Origin of the sequence: Pandoraea oxalativorans (assembly GCF_000972785.3) — a bacterium.
Classification (GTDB): domain Bacteria; phylum Pseudomonadota; class Gammaproteobacteria; order Burkholderiales; family Burkholderiaceae; genus Pandoraea; species Pandoraea oxalativorans.
On record NZ_CP011253.3, the window covers coordinates 3,896,575 to 3,915,675 of the forward strand.

A 19,101-nucleotide genomic window follows, 5' to 3' on the forward strand; every position below is an offset into this window, starting at 1 on the left:
TGCGCGACCATGCGGCTTCTCCACGCCACGCGCCCAACGACCATGCCCGGTACGCCACCCATCACCACCCGTGCGCACAGCACGTACACCCACAGCACCCGCGACAGCCTCACCACTTCCCATCCGCAACCCGAGGGACGGCATTTGTCCGCCACGTCGTTGGTCGACCTGCTCGACGTGCGACGCGGCTCGCTATACCGCACACAGGACATCTGGAACATGCTCGTCGATCCGCAGAGTTGTGCCGGACGCGAGTTGCGCGGCGCGTGCGAAGCCGCTTCACCGAACGGTCCCTTGTTTCTCGAAATGGTGACGTTGCTGACCATGCCCGAATCGGAGCGCACGATAGATCGGCTCACAGATGCAGGCGTCTTCCTCATTCCGGCGCGTGCCGGTTATCTGCGGCCCGAAGATGCCGCCCTGCTACGCAGCAACGAAGGACTGCTCCTCTGGCTGCAATACGCCGCGACACCGACGGCTTACCTCAAGGTGTTCGACAGCTCCGACATCTTTGGTGCGACGTCCATGCACGACCGAACGCGTATTGCCAAGATTCTGCGGATTCTCGTTGCCAGCGGACGCGACCGCACCGCCGCCACGCCATCCAATCCGTCCGACCTCGCCCCCATCAATCCCCTCGCCCATCTGTGCAGCCAGGTCGCGCCACACTGGTTGCGCCGCTTGCTCGAACTCGGCGCCAGCCCCCATCAGATGAGCCAGCGGGGGGTGCCGCTGATTGTTCACGCCATGCGTGCCGAAGCGATCCGGCTGCACCACGCCGGGCAAGACTTCATGTGCGCGCACACCTCGCTTCGACAACTCGCCGAACTGCTCAAGCGGCACGGCGCCGATCTGTCGCAACCGAACGGACGCGACGTGCCCGCCGTCGCTCTGCTCGCCTTCCATGGCCTATGCGGTGCAGCCGAAGCATTGCTCATCAGCGGCGCGAGTGCGAACGCGGCAGACCGTCACGGCAATACGCTCATGCATCACCTGGCCCATGCCGTTCACATGCGCGACGCCCCAACGCATGCCGAAAACGCCAAGCTCGCCCATTACGTCCTGATCGCCGCCATCCGCCACGGCGGCAATCTGGACGTGCCGAACGCGGCGGGACATACGCCCCGCTCATGGTTGCCTGAACCGACATCGCTCGGCCCACAAGTCGATGACGCCTTCCTCACGACCGTGCGCACCGCCGCCTTTCGTCGCATCAAAGCCCTTAGCTGACCCTCCTGCCCGCCATGCCCATCCCCTCGGTTACCCTCCGGTCGATATCGCCAGCGACGCACTTCGGTTCCGTACGCGACAGTGCCGCTCCGCCGGGCAGCCTCGCACTGGAAGCACTCCTTCGTGCGCGACGTGAGGCACGTTGTACGTCGCGCGAAGTGTGGGACATATTGATGAGCCCCGCGACGAGCGCAGGCCGTGAACTCCACGACAGCTGTTCGTTAGCCAGGCCGGACAATCCCAACAGGCTGGTCTTCTCGATGGCCACGCTGTTCTGCACACCGGTGCAGCACCGAACCCTGAGCGATCTCGAAAATGCCGGGGTCTTCATCGACCGCTCGCGGCGCGACGATCTCGACCCGGATGACGCAGATCTGCTGCTCAGCGACTTCGGCCTTCAACTCTGGCTTCGGTACGCAGCGGAGCCATCGGCCTACTCCACAGTGTTCGTCGACGCCCTCATGGCTGACGAATTCCCTGCGCTCCCACCGTCCACCGTTGCCAGCGCGTTGCGCGTCCTGATTGCGTGCGGTCGCGACAAGACTAACAACGTCCCGGTCTCCGAGGTCGCGGGAGACGTACACCTGCCGCTGACGCATTTGTGCGGTCACGTCGCCGTGGAATGGCTGCCGTCGCTACTGGAACTCGGCGCAGACGCCAATCAGGCCACGGCAAACGGCGTGCCGCTCATTGCCACGGCGATGGCCGCCGAGGCCGAGCGTCTGTATCTGAACGGGGGCGATCTGCTGGTGGCGCAGGATTCGCTCTTTCGTCTGGCGAAGATGCTCCAGTCGCACGGCGCGAGCCTCACGCAACCGGCGCTCACGGGTTCGCCCCCGGTCGTGCTACTGGCGTTCAACGGCTACTGCGCAGCGGCAGACGTTCTGCTCTCGCTAGGCGCCGCCTGCAACACCGCCGAAGTCGGTCGCGGGGGCAACACACTCATGCATCAGCTCGCCGCCACCACGCGGTTGCGCCCCTACTCGTTCTCCGCTTTTTTCCTCTTCATCCTCGCACTGCGTTACGGCGGCGACCCCGATCAGGTCAACTTCACCGGCGTCACCCCCGCATCGCTCTTGCCGGAAAGCCTCGTGCAATACCTGCGACTCACGCAAAAGATGGTTAAGCAGGCGCGCGAGCACGCCGTGCACATGATCGCCAACCCGGAAACGGTATCGGGCAACGAGACGGTGGATCACGTGCCTGCTGCGAGCGCGGCCATGATGCGCGAAGCGAAGCGGCTGTGCGACGCCGGACAAGATCCGCTGCGGGCGCACGAAACCCTTTTTGCGATGGCCGCGTTGCTCCGGCAACGTGGCATGGATTTGAGCCGACCGCATGCGGACGGCACGCCGCCGGTCATATGGCTGGCGTCGCAGGGTTTTTGCGGTGCGGCCGAGGTTCTGCTCGCCTTTCATCCCGACTGCAATGCGCCCGTGTACGAAGGTAACTCGATCATGCACTTCCTTGCTGCGACGACACACCATCCGCGCCACGCCATCTACGCCGATTACATGCTCAACACGGCGCTGCGCTACGGCGGCGATCCGACCCGGCCCAACAAGGCGGGCAACACGCCGCTCACGGCGCTCTCTGCCGAGCGGGTCCGCTTCGTGCGCGCAGGCTTCTTCTTCATCGAACAGACGCGCAAACGCGCCGTGCAAATCGTCGAGCGCCGCCGCGCGCCTCGTCTGAGACAACACCTGCCCTCACAGCAACCTGCGCCAACCGATCCGTTGCGACATTCCGCCGCAGCCCTATAACATGCATTTAATTTGCATCTTATAATCACTCCGCCGGCCCCCTGAAAGTTGTTGTCGCGTTGTTCGAGTTGTCCATGATGTGAGCCCCGGGGACCGGCGACCGAATGCCGTACCGTGGACGCCCAGGAGAGTGAGCGTCCACGGCGTCGATGAAACACCCACAAGTGCGACCAAAAAGATGCATTTAATTTGCATCTTATAAATTCAGGAGTCTTGCCATGCTTTCCGCCGCATCCCGCCCCTACATCGACGCAAGCGTTCCGGTCTTGCGCGAACACGGTCTTGCGATCACGCGCCATTTCTACGCGAGCATGTTCGACGCGCATCCTGAGCTGCGCAATCTCTTCAACATGGGCAATCAGGCAAGCGGAGCGCAACAGCAGTCGCTCGCCTCCGCCGTCTTTGCATACGCTGCGAACATCGACAATGCGGCGGCCCTCGCCCCCGTGCTTGAGCGCATCGTTCACAAACACGTCTCTGTCGGCATTACGCCGGCGCACTACCCGATCGTCGGACGTTATCTGCTCGCTGCCATCAAGACCGTGCTGGGCGACGCCGCGACGCCCGAACTCATCGCCGCCTGGGACGAAGCCTACTGGCTGCTCGCCGGAGAATTGATCGCGGCCGAAGCGCGACTGTCCGAGCAATCGCGTGCACCGCTGGGCGCACTGCGCGAACTGGTCGTGGCCGACGTCGACCGCGAGACCGAACACGTCGTGTCGTACTACCTGCGCACGCCGGAAGGCGGCTCACCGGGCGCGTTCGCGCCGGGCCAGTACGTGAGCGTCGCCGTCACGCTGCCGGATGGCCTGCAACAGCGTCGCCAATACAGCCTCTCGGACGCCCCCGAAGCCCCGCACTGGCGCATTACCGTCAAGCGCGAAGAAGCCAATGCGTCGAAGCCCGAAGGGACGGTCTCGAACTGGTTGCACGCGAACGTCAAGGCGGGCGACCGCATTCTGGTCGGGCCGGCCTACGGCGAGTTCACGCTGCCCCAGAACTCTGCGCGTGCGCTGGTGCTGCTCAGCGCCGGTGTAGGGATCACGCCGATGATGTCGATGGTCGCTGCGCTGGCCGCCAAGGGATCGCACCGCCAAGTGCTGTTCGCCCACGCCGCGCGCAACGGTTCGCACATAGCGCTGCGCCGTCATCTGGCATTCGCGAAGACGCAGTTGCCGAATCTGCACACCGTCACGTTCCTTGAAGCGCCGTTGAGCACGGACCGCGAAGGCGTCGATTACACGCATGCCGGACGCATGGACCTCTCGCGTCTCTCGTTGCCTGCCGATGCCGACTATCTGATGTGCGGCCCGTCCGCATTCATGCAGACACAGTGGCGTGCCCTGCGCGACGCCGGTGTGTCCGCAGGACGCATGCGCCGCGAAGTCTTCGGGCCGGACGCGCTCGATCACTTGCTGTAATCCTTCGCAGACATGCGTCGCACCCGCAACGCAAAAGGCTCCCGGAGGGAGCCTTTGTGCTGGATGACCTGTCGACGCGACATCGCTGCCGGCCGTCGTACCCTGCTCAGTCGATCAACTTACCCGCAGCGTCATAGAACGGGTGTGAGCCGCCCGCGTCGTCCACGAACGCGAGATGCGAGACGAGGCCCGTCTGCGGCGTGAATCGATGCAATTGGAACGACGGCGGATCCAGCACCCACGCCGACGGTCCCCCCTCGCGCAGATCGAGCGCGACCTGATGTGCAGGCGACGGACACACGCTCGCTACGGTGCCCGCAAAGCGCGTGTGAATCGGACGATGTACGTGACCGCAAATCACACGCTCCACATTATCGAATCGGCGCACGATAGCGGCCAGCTTCGCCGCATCGGCAACGTCGAGCGCCTGAATGTCCATATGCTCGATGCCGCACGCGAACGGCGGATGGTGCATAGCGACGACCGTCGGCGTTTGCGTATCGCTGGCAAGCGTCGCGTCGAGCCATTGCAGACGCTCGTCGCACAACTTCCCACCGCCGTTGGGCGGATCCTGCGTATCGAGCGCAACGAGTCGCAGCGGCCCGAACATCGCCGTGTATTGCACGAAGTCGCCCGGCTTGCCGAGATACGTGTGCTCGGGGAACACTTCGCGCAGCGCGTCGCGTCCGTCGTGATTACCGATGACGAGGTAGTACGGGATCTCCAGCGGCGTGAGCAAACGACGCAGATGTTCGTATTCCTCACGTGCACCGAAGTCGACGAGATCGCCCGTCAGCACGACAAAGTCGGGACGCGGCGTAAGCGTATTGAGACGTGCCACGCAACGCTCGAGATAAGCGGCGGTATCGACGCGGCGATAGGCCAGCTTGCCGGGGCGTTTAATGTGAAGGTCGCTGATTTGGGCGAACAGCATGAGCGGTTTATCCGTGAAGCGAGAAGACATGGGCGGCGGGCAGCGACAGGCCCACCTTATCGCCGACGCGGCACTCGCGACGGCTGGAAACTTCGACGAGCACCGCACCGGCCGTGGACACGCCACTGAGCGTCAGACGCGTGCGGTCGCCGAGGAACTGCACCTCTTCGATCTGACCGGTCAACGGGGCGTCGCCAGCGGGCACGACGATGGCGTCCTCGGGGCGGAAGTACAACTCCTGCACATCGGCGCGCACGTTCGGGCATTCGACGCGACCGCCTTCCAGATGGAAGTGCCCATCACGCCACACCCCGGCCAGACGATTGAGCGTGCCGACGAAGTTCGCCACATGACGCGACGCCGGTTGGTAGTAGATGTCGCGCGGCGCACCGATCTGTTCGATACGGCCCGCGCTCATCACCACGATGCGGTCGCCGAGCGCCATCGCTTCGTCCTGATCGTGGGTGACGTACACCGTCGTCACCCCCAGCCCGCGCAGCAGACGGTCCATGTCCGCACGCACCGTCTCGCGAAGCTTCGCGTCGAGGGCCGTGAGCGGTTCGTCGAGCAACAGCACACGCGGTTCCGGCGCAAGCGCACGCGCCAGTGCAACGCGCTGCTTCTGACCGCCGGAGAGCTGTGCGATCGCGCGGTCTGCGTAGGGCGTGAGATGCACCAGATCGAGCAACTCGTCCACACGCTTGTCGATCTGTGCCGAGGGCAGACCGCGCAACTTGAGGCCGTACGCCACATTGCCGCGTACGGTGAAGTTCGGGAACAGGGCGTAATTCTGAAAGACCATGCCGACGCGACGCTTCTCGATGGGCAGGCGCGTGACGTCTTCGTCGCCGAAGCGAACGCGTCCGCCAGCGTCGGGCCGCTCGAGCCCGGCGATCATGCGCAGGGTCGTGGTCTTGCCGCATCCCGACGGGCCGAGCAGTACCAGCGTCTCGCCTGCACCGATGGTCAGATCGAGCGGCTGCAGGACGGTGTTGCCGTGAAATGTCTTGGCACAGCGTTCGAGATGAATGGGGATGGAAGTCAGTTTCATCGTCATATCCGTAATCAGGTGCGACCGCGCGAATTGCGGACCTTTGCCCGTTGGGCCGTCATCTGCATGACGATGAGCAGCGGCACGATCAGCACGAAGAACACCGCCGTGTACGCGCTGCCGATCTCAAGACGCAGCGACGCGTAGGCATCGGTCAGCCCCACCGGGAGCGTCTTGGTGTCGGGCGTGTGCAGCATCCACGTGAGGTTGAATTCGCCGAGCGAGAGCGTCACGACGATCAGCGCCGCCGCCACGATTTCGCCGCGAATGTTGGGCAACACCACCGTCATGAAACGCCGCAGGAAGCTCGCGCCGAGACTGGCCGCGCCCTCTTCCATCATCTTGATGCGCGAGTCGGCGCAGGCCGCCGCCACCGCACGCACCATGAACGGCAGCGTGAAGATCACGTGCCCCACGACGATGAACGCCAGACTCTCGCGAAAGCCGCGCATGCCGCCATACACGCTGATGAGGGCGAGCGCACTCGCCAGTCCCGGCAGCGCGATGGGCAGCGTCAGCAGTTCCTCGATCCAGCGCGCGAAACGGCTTTGCCAGCGGGCGAGCACATAACCGGCAGGCACGCCCAGCAGCGCGACCAGCACGAGCGTGGCGGCGCCGACGTACAGCGAATTCAGAATCGCGTCGTGATAGTCCTGCCAGACCTGAATCACCCACTTGAACGTGAGGCCAGCCGACGGACCACGGAAATAGTTCACCGACAGCCCGGCGAGAATCGACATCCCCACCGGAATCAGCAAGAACGCGCACATCAGCAGCGTGAGCAGCAGTTGCAGCGTGAAAAGGGTTTTCTTGAGCATGCGGATCAACCTCCGGCGGCGACAGCCTGCCCAGTGAAATTGCGGGCGAGCATCAGCACGGCCCACGTGACGATGCCGAGAATCACCGAGAGCGCCGCCGCCGTCGCCACGTTGGCGTTAAGCGTGAACTCGGTGTAAATGGTCATCGGCAGCACGTCGATGTCGGTGGCGAGCGTAAAGGCCGTGCCGAACGCGCCGACCGAGGTCGCGAAGCACATCGCGCCCGAAGCGATCAGCGCGGGCGCGAGCGCGGGCAGCGTTACGTCGCGGGCAATCGCGAAGGGCCCTGCACCGAGTGACGACGCCGCTTCCGTGAGTGAATGATCGAGCGATTCCGCAGCGGCCATCACGGCCAGAATCACACGCGGAATCGAGAAGTACAGGTAACCGAGAAACAGGCCGGTGAGCGAGTACGCGAACACGACCTTATGGCCGATGAGTTTCGACGTCAGATCGCCGATCAGGCCCTGACGTCCCGCGAGCATGATGACCATGAAGCCGACCACCACGCCGGGGAACGCCAGCGGCAGGGTCAACATCGACACGAGTGCCGATTTGCCCGGAAAGTCATGACGGGTGAGGAAGAGGCCCGCCACAAGCGACAACGCCAGAGTAGCCAGTGTGACAAGGGCCGACAGCACCACGGTTTGCCACAGGCTATCGAGATAACGCGCATTGGTGAGAATGGCGCGATAGGTCTCGAACGCGTGACCGTCGCCGCTGACCTGCACAAGTGCGGCCATCGGCAAAAGCCAGAACGCCAGAAAGACCGCCAGTGCCGGTAGCAGAAGTGCCACGCGCCAGCCGCGCGGCAGAGTCAGGTCACGCATCGCTTGCTTTGCTCCTCTTCCTCGTTGGACATTACCGTGCGCTCAGTCGCGAGGACTTAGCGCACGTTCTTCAGATACTGCTGACCGAACGCGTCCTGCTGTGCGGAGAGCTTTTGCAGATCGACCGGCTTCACACGGGCGTAGTCGCTCGCGGGCAGGAACTTCGCGGCAACGTCGGCCGGCATGGTGCTGGCGCGAACCGGCCGCAGGAACGCTTGCGCCCAGTGGGCCTGCCCCTTGTCCGACAGCGTGTAGTCGATCACCTTCTTGCCGTTGTCGGCATGCGGCGCGTTCTTCACGAGCGCGATCACGTAGGGCAGCGACACCGAGCCTTCCATCGGAATCACGAACTGCACGTTGGCGCGGTCCTTGTAGATGGCGCGGTAGGCGTTGAAGTCGAAGTCGATCAGGATGGGGATCTCACCCGAGAGCACACGGGCGTACGCCGTTTGCTTCGGCACGATCGGCGCGTTGGCCTTGAGCTTCTGGAAGAAGCCGATCGCCGGGCCGAAGTTGTCCATCGAGCCGCCGAGCGCCTGGTTGGCGGCAATCGCGGCCGCGTAGCCTGCGAAGGCGCTGCTCGGGTCCAGATAACCCACCATGCCCTTGTATTCCGGCTTGAGCAGGTCGGCCCACGAGCGCGGCACCGGCTTGCCTTCCAGGGCGTCGCGGTTCACGAAGAAGCCGACCGTGCCCGAGTGGATCGTCGTCCACATGCCGTTCGGATCCTTCAGGTTGGCCGGTACCTGATCCCAGTTTGCAGGCTTGTACGGCGCGAGCAGCCCCTTCTTCGCCGCTTCGATCGCCGAGGTGATGCCTAGATAGACGATGTCGGCGACCGGGGCCTTTTGTTCGGCGATCAGTTGAGCGACCGCTTGTCCCGAGTTCTTGTTGTCCAGCGGCACGCGAATGCCGGTGTCCTGCGCAATCGACTTGACCTGACCGGCCCAGTCCGCCCATTCCGGCGGGCAGTTGTAGCAGATCGCCGTCTGCTGGGCATGCGCGGCGCCAGCGCCGAGCAAGGTGAACAACGCCAGCGTGCGAGCGGCGCGGGTGATCCAAAGCTTCATTTCTGGGCTCCTGAAAGTCTGAGCGTTGGCGGCACGCGTGTGCCGCCGCAGGTTACGTTTCTACCGTGTGGTACCGGCCTTTCGGCCGGATGCCTGATTGCCTCGGCCAGCGCCGCACTCTCTTGATGGAGTCGGTCGTCGACCACTTTCTTGCTTGCTAATACTGGGGTCCTGCGTACTGCGGTGCTGCGATTGCTTCGAAAGCGGTGATGCGCGTCGTCATGCCGTTTTGGCGGGTGGGGCCGACACCGTGCCACCCCGGCGAATCTCGTGCGGCAGGATCAGCGCGTGGCCGAGCGCGGGATCGTGCGATGCGCTCACACCGGGGGCACCGACACGTCCGTCGATTTGTGCGAGCAGACGCTGCGCCGCGTGACGGCCGATCTCCACGCTGGGCTGTACAACGGTTGCAAGCGTCGGCGAGAGCAGTTCGCCCACGGCGAGGCCATCGAAGCCGAGGACAGAGATGTCGTCCGGCACACGCAGACCGGCTTCGCGCAGCGCGCGCATGACACCGAGCGCGAGCAGATCGTTCGAGCAGAACAGCGCCGTGGGGCGCGCGCCGTCGCGTTCACGCTGCGCCAGCCATTCGCGCACCCGCTCGCCACGTGCCCCGCTGTTGAAGTCGATTTCGAACGCAGGCAAGGGCGTGAGACCGGCGGCCTGCATGGCGTCGCCATAACCGAGATAACGACGCTTGGCGCGGTCGGACGCATGCAGCGCCCCCGTTACCATCACGATGTCGCGATGCCCGGCGTCGATGAGCATGTTCACGCCTTGGGCTGCCGCCGCGCGGTTGTCCACGGACACGCAGGGGCGCTCGGGGGCGTCGTTGTAGACGAGCTGGCACGCCACGCCCTCGGCGGCGAGGTCGTCGACGAGCGCGCTGTGTTCGGCGTCGGCGAGCGTCAGCAGCAAGCCGTCGACCCGTTGTTGCAGCAGCGTTTCGATGGCGTTGCGCTCGCGCTCGGGATCGTATTGGGTGGTGACGAGCAGCAGGCGACGGCCTGTGCCGTCGATAGCGGCTTCGATGCCTTCGAGGCAATCCGCGAAGACCGGGTTGCCGAGCGTGGGCAGCATCACGCCGATCAGGCCGGTGCGCTCGCCGCGCAGTTGACGGCCCAACGCGTTGGGACGGAATTTGAGTTCGGCGGCGGCCGCCTGCACGCGGGCAAGCGTCTCGGGACGCACCAGTTGCGGCGAATTCAGCGCGCGCGACACCGTCGCGATCGAACAGCCTGCACGCTGCGCCACATCCCGAATATCAGCCACACCCCGCTCCTCTTGTCTGGACCGTCGAATTTTGAAGTTGACGGATTTTACGCAAATGTAAACGTTTACGAAAACGTTTTCACTCCGGGATTGTATGGAGGCAATTTGACGGATTCATGACAGTCCGCGAACCCTCATGGAGGCTGGATCAGCGCCTTGGCTGGCTCGGAAGTCGCCATTTACGGCGAACGAAACGAGCCTCCCGACACTCTCCGGGATGCCGCCTATACTGAAAATCCCCCCTCTCGACGGGGGACATCGCGGCATGAGGACACCCTCCATCCACGACCGGGAATGGCCATGAACGACTATCACTTCCTCACCTTGTGGCGGCTCACCGCGCCGCTGAACGAAGTCTGGGACACGCTACGGGACGTCGACCACTGGGCCCGCTGGTGGCCCTGCGTGCGGGAGGTGCGCACGCTCGATCCGGGGGACGCCGACGGCGTCGGCGCCGTACGTGCGCTGACTTGGCATGGGGCACTACCGTATTCGCTGACCTTCGAAACCCGCATCACGCACATCGACCCGATGCGCGAAGTGCGCAGTGTCGCCACAGGTGAGGCCGAAGGCACGGGGGTCTGGCGTTTCGAGACGGAAGGCTCGATTACGGTGGTGCGCTATGCGTGGGACGTCCACACCCGGCGGGAGTGGATGAACAAGCTCGCGCCGCTCGCCCGTCCGCTGTTCCGCTGGAACCACAATTACGTGATGCGCCGCGGTGGCGAAGGGCTGGCTGCCGTGCTCAACGCGCATCTCGTGGAATGCCTGGACACGGACCTGCCGCCCGCCACCCTCGGCAAGGAGCGCGACCCGCGCGAACTGCGTGAAGCGCGGGCGCGTGTGAGTCACGATTCGCATCGTTGAGGCGCGCGGGGATGGCGTTAGCCAATGCGACGCCGCCATGAGCGCGGCGTCGGATAGGTCTCGTGCCGATGCGCGCCGCTTCAGCCAATCACCTTTTTCGGCTTGATGCCAACGCTCTGCGCATAACCGGCGGGAATCTGTCGATTCGACCGTTGACGCACCACTGCGCTTTCCCCGGTCATCAATTGAACCCTCACCGGCACGTTTGCGGAGACATCGAGCGTGACCTGAGGTGACTGTACGCGCGGCGAACCCCATACCATGTGCCCTCCTCCGGAGAATTCTTCCTCCCACAGGCGCTCGTCGCCCACAACATTCGGCGCCCCGGCACCGACATTCCGATAGGCTTGCGGGCTATCCGACAGCAGCCCCCAAGGCGGCGGTGCAGGCCAACGTCCACGCCGTTCCAGAGGCTCCACGGGATAGTACGGAGGCCGATACGTCGGCCCATCCGGCTGCTCAGGCTCATCCCTGTGCTGCGGCTCATACGGCCGCCTGCTCGCGTCCCGGCTAAACGTCGTCCCGCCATCCTTGAAGCCTCTTGTTTGAGCGCTCGTCGGATCATAGGAATACGGCGGCGTGTAATTACTGTCGCCATAAGCACTAAGGTCTCCTGTCGTTGCATCCACCGATCCTTGATTCGCGAGGTGCGCAGCACCGGTGAAATCCGTGCTGAGGTGTTCTTGCCCCCGCGTCTGCGGCGGCGGCTCCTGCTGCGAGGCGACAATGCCAGGCGTAGTCGATTGCGGGGAAACTTCCATCATGACGATTCTCCTTCAGGTTGTAGGAGCGTCCATCCTGACCTCTATGCGGCGCATCACTTTATGAGACCTGCGCATATCTTCTGCTTTCGACACGGCATTGGCGCCGTTCGGGCGGTAGCCTAGCCAATCGGCGAGATATGGCCCGAAATCGCCGCCGGAAACGCCATTGGCCGACTGGCGCGACCGTCAATGCAACGACAGCACGACGCCGAGAGCGGTCAGCGTCGTGCTGTCGGTTCTGTCGCTGTGTCCGGCGATGACCGAGTCGCAACGTTTGCGGAAGGTCGCTCGCCCTTCTCCGCTTAGAGTTGTGACATCAGCGCGTCCCGGTCCGCTTGCGACGTCTTCTTGTCTTCGTCGGCACTCTTCTTGTCCTCGTCGGCGGTCCCCCCGATCTCGTGACCTTCTAAAACGAACGACATCGCCGAAGCACGGGCTTGCTTGCCTATGGGCCATGGCACCAAGTTCTTTATTGCCTCGGCAACTTCTTTCGGCAGGGCATCCAATTCACCCGTCGACAGCTTTTTGAACTCCTCGATGACCCGCTTGCCCTCGTCGGTTTCGATAATTTTTTCCAACGCAGGGAGTCGCATGCCGTCAGGCAACGTTCCCAAGTTCTTTACAAGCTCGGCCAGCACGAGGTCTCGGACCAGCTTGGTCAGCGGCGCCGTGGCCTTCGCTATACACGCCTGGAGGAATTTGTCCCAGGTCTCGTAGAGGCCGAGCGACTCCGCCCATTCGTTGGCGATGCCGCCGATGGCCCCGATTAACGACGTATAGGCGCTGCCTGTCGCCGCCGTACGAGCCGCCGATTGCCCCAAGGTCAAGCGGCCATCTTTCACATGGAGTTGGCCGCCGGTGAGCGCGCCGAAGAATCCGTCGAGAATCCGAATCTCGTCCGCGTTGTAGCCTGCATCGGAGAACGCTTCGGGAAAACCGGGAAAGAGCATTCGGATGCCTTCGCCGACGTTATCACCCAAGGCCTGAGCGGAAATGCCCCAAGGTTTGCCTATCTCTTCGTCAGGGCGCCGCGGGGGGATGAGCCTGTCGCGAGTCTGCACTTGATCGGGATCTTCAGTACGGGCGAATGCGCGCCGATTCTCCGTGCGTGGTGCCGCCCCCTTCGCATAAGGTGTGGTTTGCATGTCGCCAAACCATACTTCACGCATACGTGAGGCGTTCATATCAGCCCCGAGCGCAAGGCTCACCGTCGTAGGTTGCGATGTGTACAGCGTCAACGTTGCACGCGAACCGGACGAATCGCGAGCGTCGCTGTAACTAACATTGTTCGGAAATGATGCCCCGCGGTAGTCCGAGGCACCGTCTTCAGGCCAATGTGGCCAATGAGGCGAATATTCATTCGCGTCGCCGTGCGCTGCGAACGCATGTCCGGCACGGCTGAAGTCGGACGCAATCGTTCCGGGTTCAGGCGCCGAAGCCTGAGCTTCAGTCTGCGCCGGGTCACACGGCCCAATCTGGATAGGCACATCGGGTAGTCCGCTCACGTTTCTCGTCATGATGGTTCTCCATCGGGGATAGGAGATACCGTCTTGCCCGTCAAGCGATTGCGACGTAGTTCGCCCGATAAGGCTGTCGTGTCTTCAGAACGCCGAAACACAGATGCACAAGCTTACGCATTGCAGCGCCGAGTATAGACATGGTGGATTTGCCACGCGCTGCCAAGCGTTCACACAATGCCTTGATGTGGGGGTTATAGCGTTTAGCGACGACGGCCGCCATGTAGAGAGTTGCCCGTACCTTGGGCGGCCCGGCCTTCGATAAACGTGAAGGGCCCTGGATCGACGATCCCGACTGCCTCTGCACCGGCACCAGGCCGAGATACGCCGCAAGTTGTTCTGCAGAATCGAAGTGGCGCGCGTGCATGATGGCAAGCAGCGTGCGGCCTACCTGAGGGCCAACTGCCGGGATACTTTGCAGCAGCATCAAGTTTGCTTTAAGGCCCGGATGGGCAGCAATGTGATCATCGATCTCGCGTTGCAGGCTGGCTAAATGGCGCTCCAAAAACTCGATCGTCTCGAGAATCGAATGCAGGACTAGCGCCGTTGGAGCCGTGATTTCCGCTTTCTCATGCCGGTTGCGCTCACGCTGAAGATCTTGTGCGGGCCTGTCATTAATTTCGTGTTTGAGGCATAACATGTCGCCAAGGAGTGACTATGCCTCGCAAACCGAAGACCCCGCCGGTAGAGCTACCGGCAATTCCCGCTGAATTGCTTGAACAATTCGGTAACGGCCCGATGACGGCCGAAGCCATCCACGCCGCGACGCTTGCGCTCAAGAAGGCGCTCATAGAACGCGCGCTGGGGGGCGAGCTCAATCACCATCTCGGCTACGCGCCTGGCGCGGCCAAACCGGCCAGCGTGACCAATCAGCGCAATGGCAAAGGCGCCAAGACGGTTCTGACTGAAGGCGGCCCGATTCGCATCGGGGTGCCCCGCGACCGTGATGGCAGCTTCGAACCACTGTTGATCCCCAAACACGAACGACGCTTTACAGGCTTCGACGACAAGATAGTCGCCATGTACGCCCGGGGTATGACCGTGCGCGAGATTCAGGGCTTTGTTCTGGAGCAGTACGGCACCGAGGTCTCGCCCGAGTTCATCAGCTCAGTCACTGACGAAGTGATGGCTGAAGTCACGGCGTGGCAGGCTCGGCCACTTGAGCCGATGTATCCGGTCGTGTTCTTCGACGCGCTGCGCGTGAAGATCCGCGAGGATGCCGTCGTGCGTAACAAGGCCATTTATCTCGCGCTGGGCATTCTGCCCGACGGCACGCGCGACATCCTGGGCCTGTGGATCGAGAACACCGAGGGGGCCAAGTTCTGGATGAAAGTGTTCAACGATCTGAAAACGCGCGGCGTGGGCGACATCCTGATTGCTGTGACTGACGGCCTCAAAGGCATGCCCGAGGCGTTAGCCGCGGTGTTTCCAGCGACGACGTTGCAAACGTGCATCGTCCACCTGATCCGCAACAGTTTGGATTACGCGAGCTGGAAGGATCGTAAGGGGCTGGCCGCCGCAATCAAGCCGATCTATACGGCACCAAGCGCCGAGGCGGCTCTGGCCGAATTGGACGCATTTTCCCAAGGGCCGTGGGGCCAGAAATTCCCGCCGGTCAGTGCCGCGTGGCGCAATGCCTGGGATCGTGTCATTCCGTTCTTCGCGTTCCCGCCCGCTGTGCGCCGGGTGATCTACACAACGAACGCTATTGAGAACATCAACTCGCAGCTTCGCAAGATCATCAAGACCCGAGGCCATTTCCCAACCGATGATGCGGCAACAAAGCTGATCTGGCTGGCGCTGCGTAACATCACCGCAGATTGGGGCCGCGCCGCTCAAGATTGGAAGACAGCTATGAACCAATTCGCTATCCTTTACGAGGATCGTTTCGTCCGGCCATCCGTGTAAACCTCAACCCCGCCTTGAACACGGAATTTCTGACACCCCCTCTTGTGCAAGCGCTTCACGGCGCGCCATCAGTGCTTGAAGTATGCGAGCCTCGGGCGCTGGAGGACTCCAGCGCATTGGCTGTGCGTGCATCGCAAAGCGCGCTAACACGTGGCTGTCTACCATGTCGTTCTTCGTGCGCACGCCCATTCCCGTCGCAAAAGCACGCACCTGCGCAGGATTAACGACAGACACGGAGAGCCCGGCATCGTGCAGGCCACACGCGGCCATCTCGTGATAGACGCCGGTACCTTCGAGCGCGACATGTACGTGGCTCGGCTCGGTGTGTCTCTTGCCCAACCAGCCCAACAGATCGGTTAGGCCGGCGCGGCTATTGGCAACAACCTTCGTACTACGCTTGCCGTTTGTCATGTCCAGCAGGCAGCAATCCAGCTTGGCTTTGGCAACATCAATACCGAGGTAGAACATCAATTTGATCCTTAATCGAGGAATCAATACCAACTCACCCACTTGCCTTGTACATACAGGGTCCACGCCCTTGGCTACCGTTCAGTGTCTGTGCTGGTGAGGGCGAGGCGAAGGGCATTATCTCCACAGCAAGGTCCAAGCCTTCAGGCTCCAAACATGCTCACTTCACCTCATGTGACGGTAGCTAACCATCACGAAGACGAAGATACAAGACTCCATCTTGGTCGCTATGCGGCACCTCACTTTATGAGTCGAACGCAGACCTTCCGGTTTCGATATGGCGCCGAATCGAGTCGGGCTGCGGCCTAGCAAATCGGCGAGATACGTCCCGAAATCGCTGCCAGAAACGCCACTCACCGCCCTCATCCACGATCCCGCCCGCCGCCTCGCCTCCGATATTCCATTCAGGAATACACGATCCGATAGATTTCATTTTTTTTATATCGACGGATGCCTAGACTTGTGAGCATCCGGCGGCCATGCCGTGGTGCTGTGCGCCACCGACGTCTGCCGCCCCGCAACACATTCCGCTCCAGGAGACCTCGTGAGCCTTGCGACTGCGCCGCTGCTGCGGCATTACGTGGATGGCGCATTCGTCGCCACCGATCATCAATTCGATAACGTCAGCCCGGTGGACGGGCGTCTCGTCGCGAAAGTCTGCGAAGCAGACGCCGCCACCGTCGAGCGCGCCGTGAGCGCCGCCCGTCGCGCCCTGCACGACGGCCCGTGGGGCAAGACCACGCCCGCCGAGCGCGCGGCCGTGCTGCACCGTATCGCCGACGGCATTCAGGCACGCTTCGACGAGTTCGTCGCCGCCGAAGTGGCAGACACGGGCCGCCCGGAGGAACAGGCCCGCACGCTCGACATCGCGCGTGGCATCGCCAACTTCCGCATGTTTGCGGACCTCATCAAGACCGCCGGTAGCGAAGTCTACGAAATGCGTGCGGCCGACGGCGGCGACGTGATGAACTACGTCACGCGCAAGCCGCTCGGCGTGATCGGCATCATCTCGCCGTGGAACCTGCCGCTGCTGCTCTTCACGTGGAAGGTCGCCCCCGCGCTGGCCATGGGCAACTGCGTCGTCGCCAAGCCCTCGGAAGAAACGCCGTCCTCGGCCACGCTGCTCGCCGAAGTCATGGACGCCGCCGGTGTGCCGCCCGGCGTCTTCAACCTCGTGCACGGCTTCGGCCCCAACTCGGCCGGTGAGTTTCTGACGAAACACCCGGACGTCTCCGCGATCACCTTCACCGGCGAATCGCGCACCGGCAGCGCCATCATGAAAGCGGTGGCCGACGGCGTGAAGGAAATCTCGTTCGAACTGGGCGGCAAGAACGCTGCCGTGGTCTTCGCCGACGCCGACTTCGACAAAGCGGTCGACGGGGTGGTGCGTTCGTCCTTCACCAATGCCGGTCAGGTCTGCTTGTGCTCTGAGCGGGTCTACGTCGAGCGTCCGATCTTCGACAAGTTCGTCGCGGCACTGGCCGAGCGCGCCGCAGCGCTGCGTATCGATGCCCCCGATGCCGACGGCGTGCAAATGGGCCCGCTCGTTTCCCGCAAACATCGCGAGAAGGTCCTCGCGTACTATCGCCTCGCCGTCGAGGAAGGCGCGACGGTCGTCACCGGTGGCGGTGTGCCGACCTTTGGCGACGCCCGCGACGAAGGGGCTTTCGTGCAGCCGACTGTCTGGACGGGACTCCCCGACACGGCCCGCTGCGTGCGCGAAGAGATCTTCGGCCCGGTGTGCCACGTTGCGCCGTTCGACAGCGAAGACGAAGTGATTCGCCGCGTGAACGACAGCGACTACGGTCTCGCGGGCTGCGTGTGGACGACGAACCTCTCCCGTGCGCATCGCGTGGCGCGTCAGTTCCAGACAGGGCTGGTGTGGGTGAACACATGGTTCCTGCGCGATCTGCGCACGCCGTTCGGCGGCGTGAAGCTCTCCGGACTCGGTCGCGAAGGCGGGCGTCACTCGCTCGATTTTTATTCCGAAATTACCAACATCTGCATCAAGATCTGAATCAAGCTGTGAGGCGACGGTGCGGCAATCTCGATGGGGGTCGAGGCTGCCGCACCCGCGCGCCGTCCGATGACACGAACACAACGGAGACTCGAATCCATGAGCGCATCGCAAAACACGCAGGCCCGCGTGGTCGAAGGCAAGGCCAAGCCGCGCGGCAAGTTCCCGCACATCAAACGTGCAGGCGACTTCCTGTTCGTCTCGGGCACCAGCTCGCGACGCCCCGATAACTCGTATGCCGGTGCGCAGGTCGATGCGCTGGGTGTCACGCAGCTCGACATTCGCGAGCAGACGCGCGCCGTCATCGAGAACATTCGCGACATTCTCGCGAGCGAAGGCGCGAGCCTGGCGGACGTCGTCGAAGTCGGCTCGTTCCTCGTGAACATGAACGACTTCGGTGGCTACAACGAGGTGTACGGCGAGTATTTCGACGAGAACGGCCCTACCCGCACGACGGTGGCCGTGCACCAGTTGCCGCATCCGCTGCTGCTCATCGAAATCAAGTGCGTGGCCTATGCGCCGCGCGCACGCTAAGCCTTCGCTCACGCAGGCATCACATCGCGCGACATGACCCGGGAGACAAGCATGTTGACGTATGGCAAGCCGTTCAATTTCCAGCGCTGGATCGACGATCACGCGCACCTGCTCAAGCCGCCGGTCGGCAATCAGCAAGTCTGGCAGGACAGTGATTTCATCGTGACAGTCGTCGGCGGTCCGAACCATCGCACCGACTATCACGACGATCCGCTCGAAGAGTTCTTTTATCAGTTCAAGGGCAATGCCTGGGTCAATCTCTGGATCGACGGCAAGCCCGAACGGATCGATCTCAAGGAAGGCGACATCTTCTTGTTGCCGCCGCATGTGCGCCACTCGCCGCAGCGTCCCGAGGAAGGCAGTCTGTGCCTCGTGATCGAGCGCCAGCGCCCGGCCGGTCTGCTCGACGGCTTCGAGTGGTACTGCCTGAGCTGCGGCACGCTGGTGCACCGCGTGGAAGTGCAACTCAAGAGCATCGTGACCGATCTGCCGCCGCTCTTCGAGGCGTTCTACGGTAACGAATCGCTGCGCCGTTGCCCGGGCTGCGGCGAGATCCACCCGGGCCGTGCGGCACAACCCAGGACTACTGCGACGTCGGCCTGACCCGCCGCACCGAACACAGACACTCTCACGTCAC

General features: G+C 63.1%; 17 protein-coding genes and 1 pseudogene. 8 read left to right on the forward strand and 10 right to left on the reverse strand.

All coding sequences use genetic code 11. The annotated features are described in order from the left end of the window. The first annotated feature begins 42 nt into the window (after window positions 1–42). The 3 genes from MB84_RS17115 to MB84_RS17125 all read left to right on the forward strand — a co-directional run bounded on the left by MB84_RS17115 (window position 43) and on the right by MB84_RS17125 (window position 4,414). On the forward strand, window positions 43–1,230 hold the full coding sequence (locus tag MB84_RS17115; protein ID WP_157122770.1) for an ankyrin repeat domain-containing protein: 1,188 nt from the start codon (window positions 43–45) through the stop codon (window positions 1,228–1,230). Window positions 1,231–1,403: 173 nt separating this feature from the next. Further along, the gene (locus MB84_RS17120; protein ID WP_157122771.1) at window positions 1,404–2,993 is read left to right on the forward strand and encodes an ankyrin repeat domain-containing protein; all 1,590 of its coding nucleotides are present in this window, start codon (window positions 1,404–1,406) and stop codon (window positions 2,991–2,993) included. A gap of 218 nt (window positions 2,994–3,211) precedes the next feature. Beyond that, the gene (locus MB84_RS17125) at window positions 3,212–4,414 is read left to right on the forward strand and encodes a globin domain-containing protein (protein WP_046292633.1); all 1,203 of its coding nucleotides are present in this window, start codon (window positions 3,212–3,214) and stop codon (window positions 4,412–4,414) included. A gap of 106 nt (window positions 4,415–4,520) precedes the next feature. On the opposite strand, the gene MB84_RS17130 is transcribed toward MB84_RS17125, so the two are convergent. The 6 genes from MB84_RS17130 to MB84_RS17155 form a co-directional block, all read right to left on the reverse strand. Beyond that, a complete protein-coding gene (locus MB84_RS17130; protein ID WP_046292634.1) occupies window positions 4,521–5,348 on the reverse strand; it encodes a phosphodiesterase in 828 nt (275 codons plus the stop codon). A 7-nt stretch (window positions 5,349–5,355) separates the two neighbouring features. Beyond that, on the reverse strand, window positions 5,356–6,399 hold the full coding sequence (locus tag MB84_RS17135) for an ABC transporter ATP-binding protein (RefSeq protein ID WP_046293921.1): 1,044 nt from the start codon (window positions 6,397–6,399) through the stop codon (window positions 5,356–5,358). Window positions 6,400–6,413: 14 nt separating this feature from the next. Beyond that, the gene (locus MB84_RS17140; RefSeq protein ID WP_052653476.1) at window positions 6,414–7,217 is read right to left on the reverse strand and encodes an ABC transporter permease; all 804 of its coding nucleotides are present in this window, start codon (window positions 7,215–7,217) and stop codon (window positions 6,414–6,416) included. Window positions 7,218–7,222: 5 nt separating this feature from the next. Beyond that, the gene (locus MB84_RS17145; RefSeq protein WP_039397005.1) at window positions 7,223–8,047 is read right to left on the reverse strand and encodes an ABC transporter permease; all 825 of its coding nucleotides are present in this window, start codon (window positions 8,045–8,047) and stop codon (window positions 7,223–7,225) included. Window positions 8,048–8,103: 56 nt separating this feature from the next. Further along, on the reverse strand, window positions 8,104–9,117 hold the full coding sequence (locus MB84_RS17150) for an extracellular solute-binding protein (protein WP_046292636.1): 1,014 nt from the start codon (window positions 9,115–9,117) through the stop codon (window positions 8,104–8,106). A 219-nt stretch (window positions 9,118–9,336) separates the two neighbouring features. Continuing rightward, window positions 9,337–10,389, reverse strand: a complete 1,053-nt coding sequence (locus MB84_RS17155; protein WP_046292637.1) for a LacI family DNA-binding transcriptional regulator — start codon at window positions 10,387–10,389, stop codon at window positions 9,337–9,339. A 300-nt stretch (window positions 10,390–10,689) separates the two neighbouring features. Here MB84_RS17155 and MB84_RS17160 point away from each other — a divergent pair, with 300 nt between their 5' ends. Next, complete coding sequence (locus MB84_RS17160) at window positions 10,690–11,256, forward strand: SRPBCC family protein (RefSeq protein WP_052653478.1); 567 nt, start codon at window positions 10,690–10,692, stop codon at window positions 11,254–11,256. An 80-nt stretch (window positions 11,257–11,336) separates the two neighbouring features. Here the strand turns inward: MB84_RS17160 and MB84_RS29985 are convergent, their stop codons facing one another. The 3 genes and pseudogenes from MB84_RS29985 to MB84_RS17175 form a co-directional block, all read right to left on the reverse strand. Continuing rightward, window positions 11,337–12,020, reverse strand: coding sequence for a hypothetical protein (locus tag MB84_RS29985; RefSeq protein WP_157122772.1), 684 nt, complete (start codon window positions 12,018–12,020; stop codon window positions 11,337–11,339). A gap of 302 nt (window positions 12,021–12,322) precedes the next feature. Further along, window positions 12,323–13,537, reverse strand: a complete 1,215-nt coding sequence (locus tag MB84_RS17170) for a hypothetical protein (protein WP_157122773.1) — start codon at window positions 13,535–13,537, stop codon at window positions 12,323–12,325. A 40-nt stretch (window positions 13,538–13,577) separates the two neighbouring features. Then, a pseudogene (locus tag MB84_RS17175) lies at window positions 13,578–14,141 on the reverse strand (IS110 family transposase); the annotation flags it as partial. A gap of 53 nt (window positions 14,142–14,194) precedes the next feature. Here MB84_RS17175 and MB84_RS17180 point away from each other — a divergent pair. Next, on the forward strand, window positions 14,195–15,445 hold the full coding sequence (locus MB84_RS17180) for an IS256 family transposase (protein ID WP_046290551.1): 1,251 nt from the start codon (window positions 14,195–14,197) through the stop codon (window positions 15,443–15,445). Between the two features lie 3 nt (window positions 15,446–15,448). On the opposite strand, the gene MB84_RS17185 is transcribed toward MB84_RS17180, so the two are convergent. After that, window positions 15,449–15,913 carry an IS110 family transposase gene (locus MB84_RS17185; protein WP_245725394.1) on the reverse strand — a complete coding sequence of 155 codons (465 nt, stop codon included), beginning with the start codon at window positions 15,911–15,913 and terminating at the stop codon, window positions 15,449–15,451. Between the two features lie 544 nt (window positions 15,914–16,457). On the opposite strand from MB84_RS17185, the gene MB84_RS17190 reads away from it, so the two are divergent. From MB84_RS17190 to MB84_RS17200, 3 genes are all read left to right on the forward strand, one after another. Beyond that, a complete protein-coding gene (locus MB84_RS17190; RefSeq protein WP_046292641.1) occupies window positions 16,458–17,930 on the forward strand; it encodes a 2-hydroxymuconic semialdehyde dehydrogenase in 1,473 nt (490 codons plus the stop codon). A 99-nt stretch (window positions 17,931–18,029) separates the two neighbouring features. After that, window positions 18,030–18,464: a RidA family protein gene (locus tag MB84_RS17195; RefSeq protein WP_046292642.1), complete on the forward strand. Its 435-nt coding sequence runs from the start codon at window positions 18,030–18,032 to the stop codon at window positions 18,462–18,464. Window positions 18,465–18,515: 51 nt separating this feature from the next. Next, on the forward strand, window positions 18,516–19,067 hold the full coding sequence (locus MB84_RS17200; protein WP_046292643.1) for a 3-hydroxyanthranilate 3,4-dioxygenase: 552 nt from the start codon (window positions 18,516–18,518) through the stop codon (window positions 19,065–19,067). The last annotated feature ends 34 nt before the right edge of the window (window positions 19,068–19,101 follow it).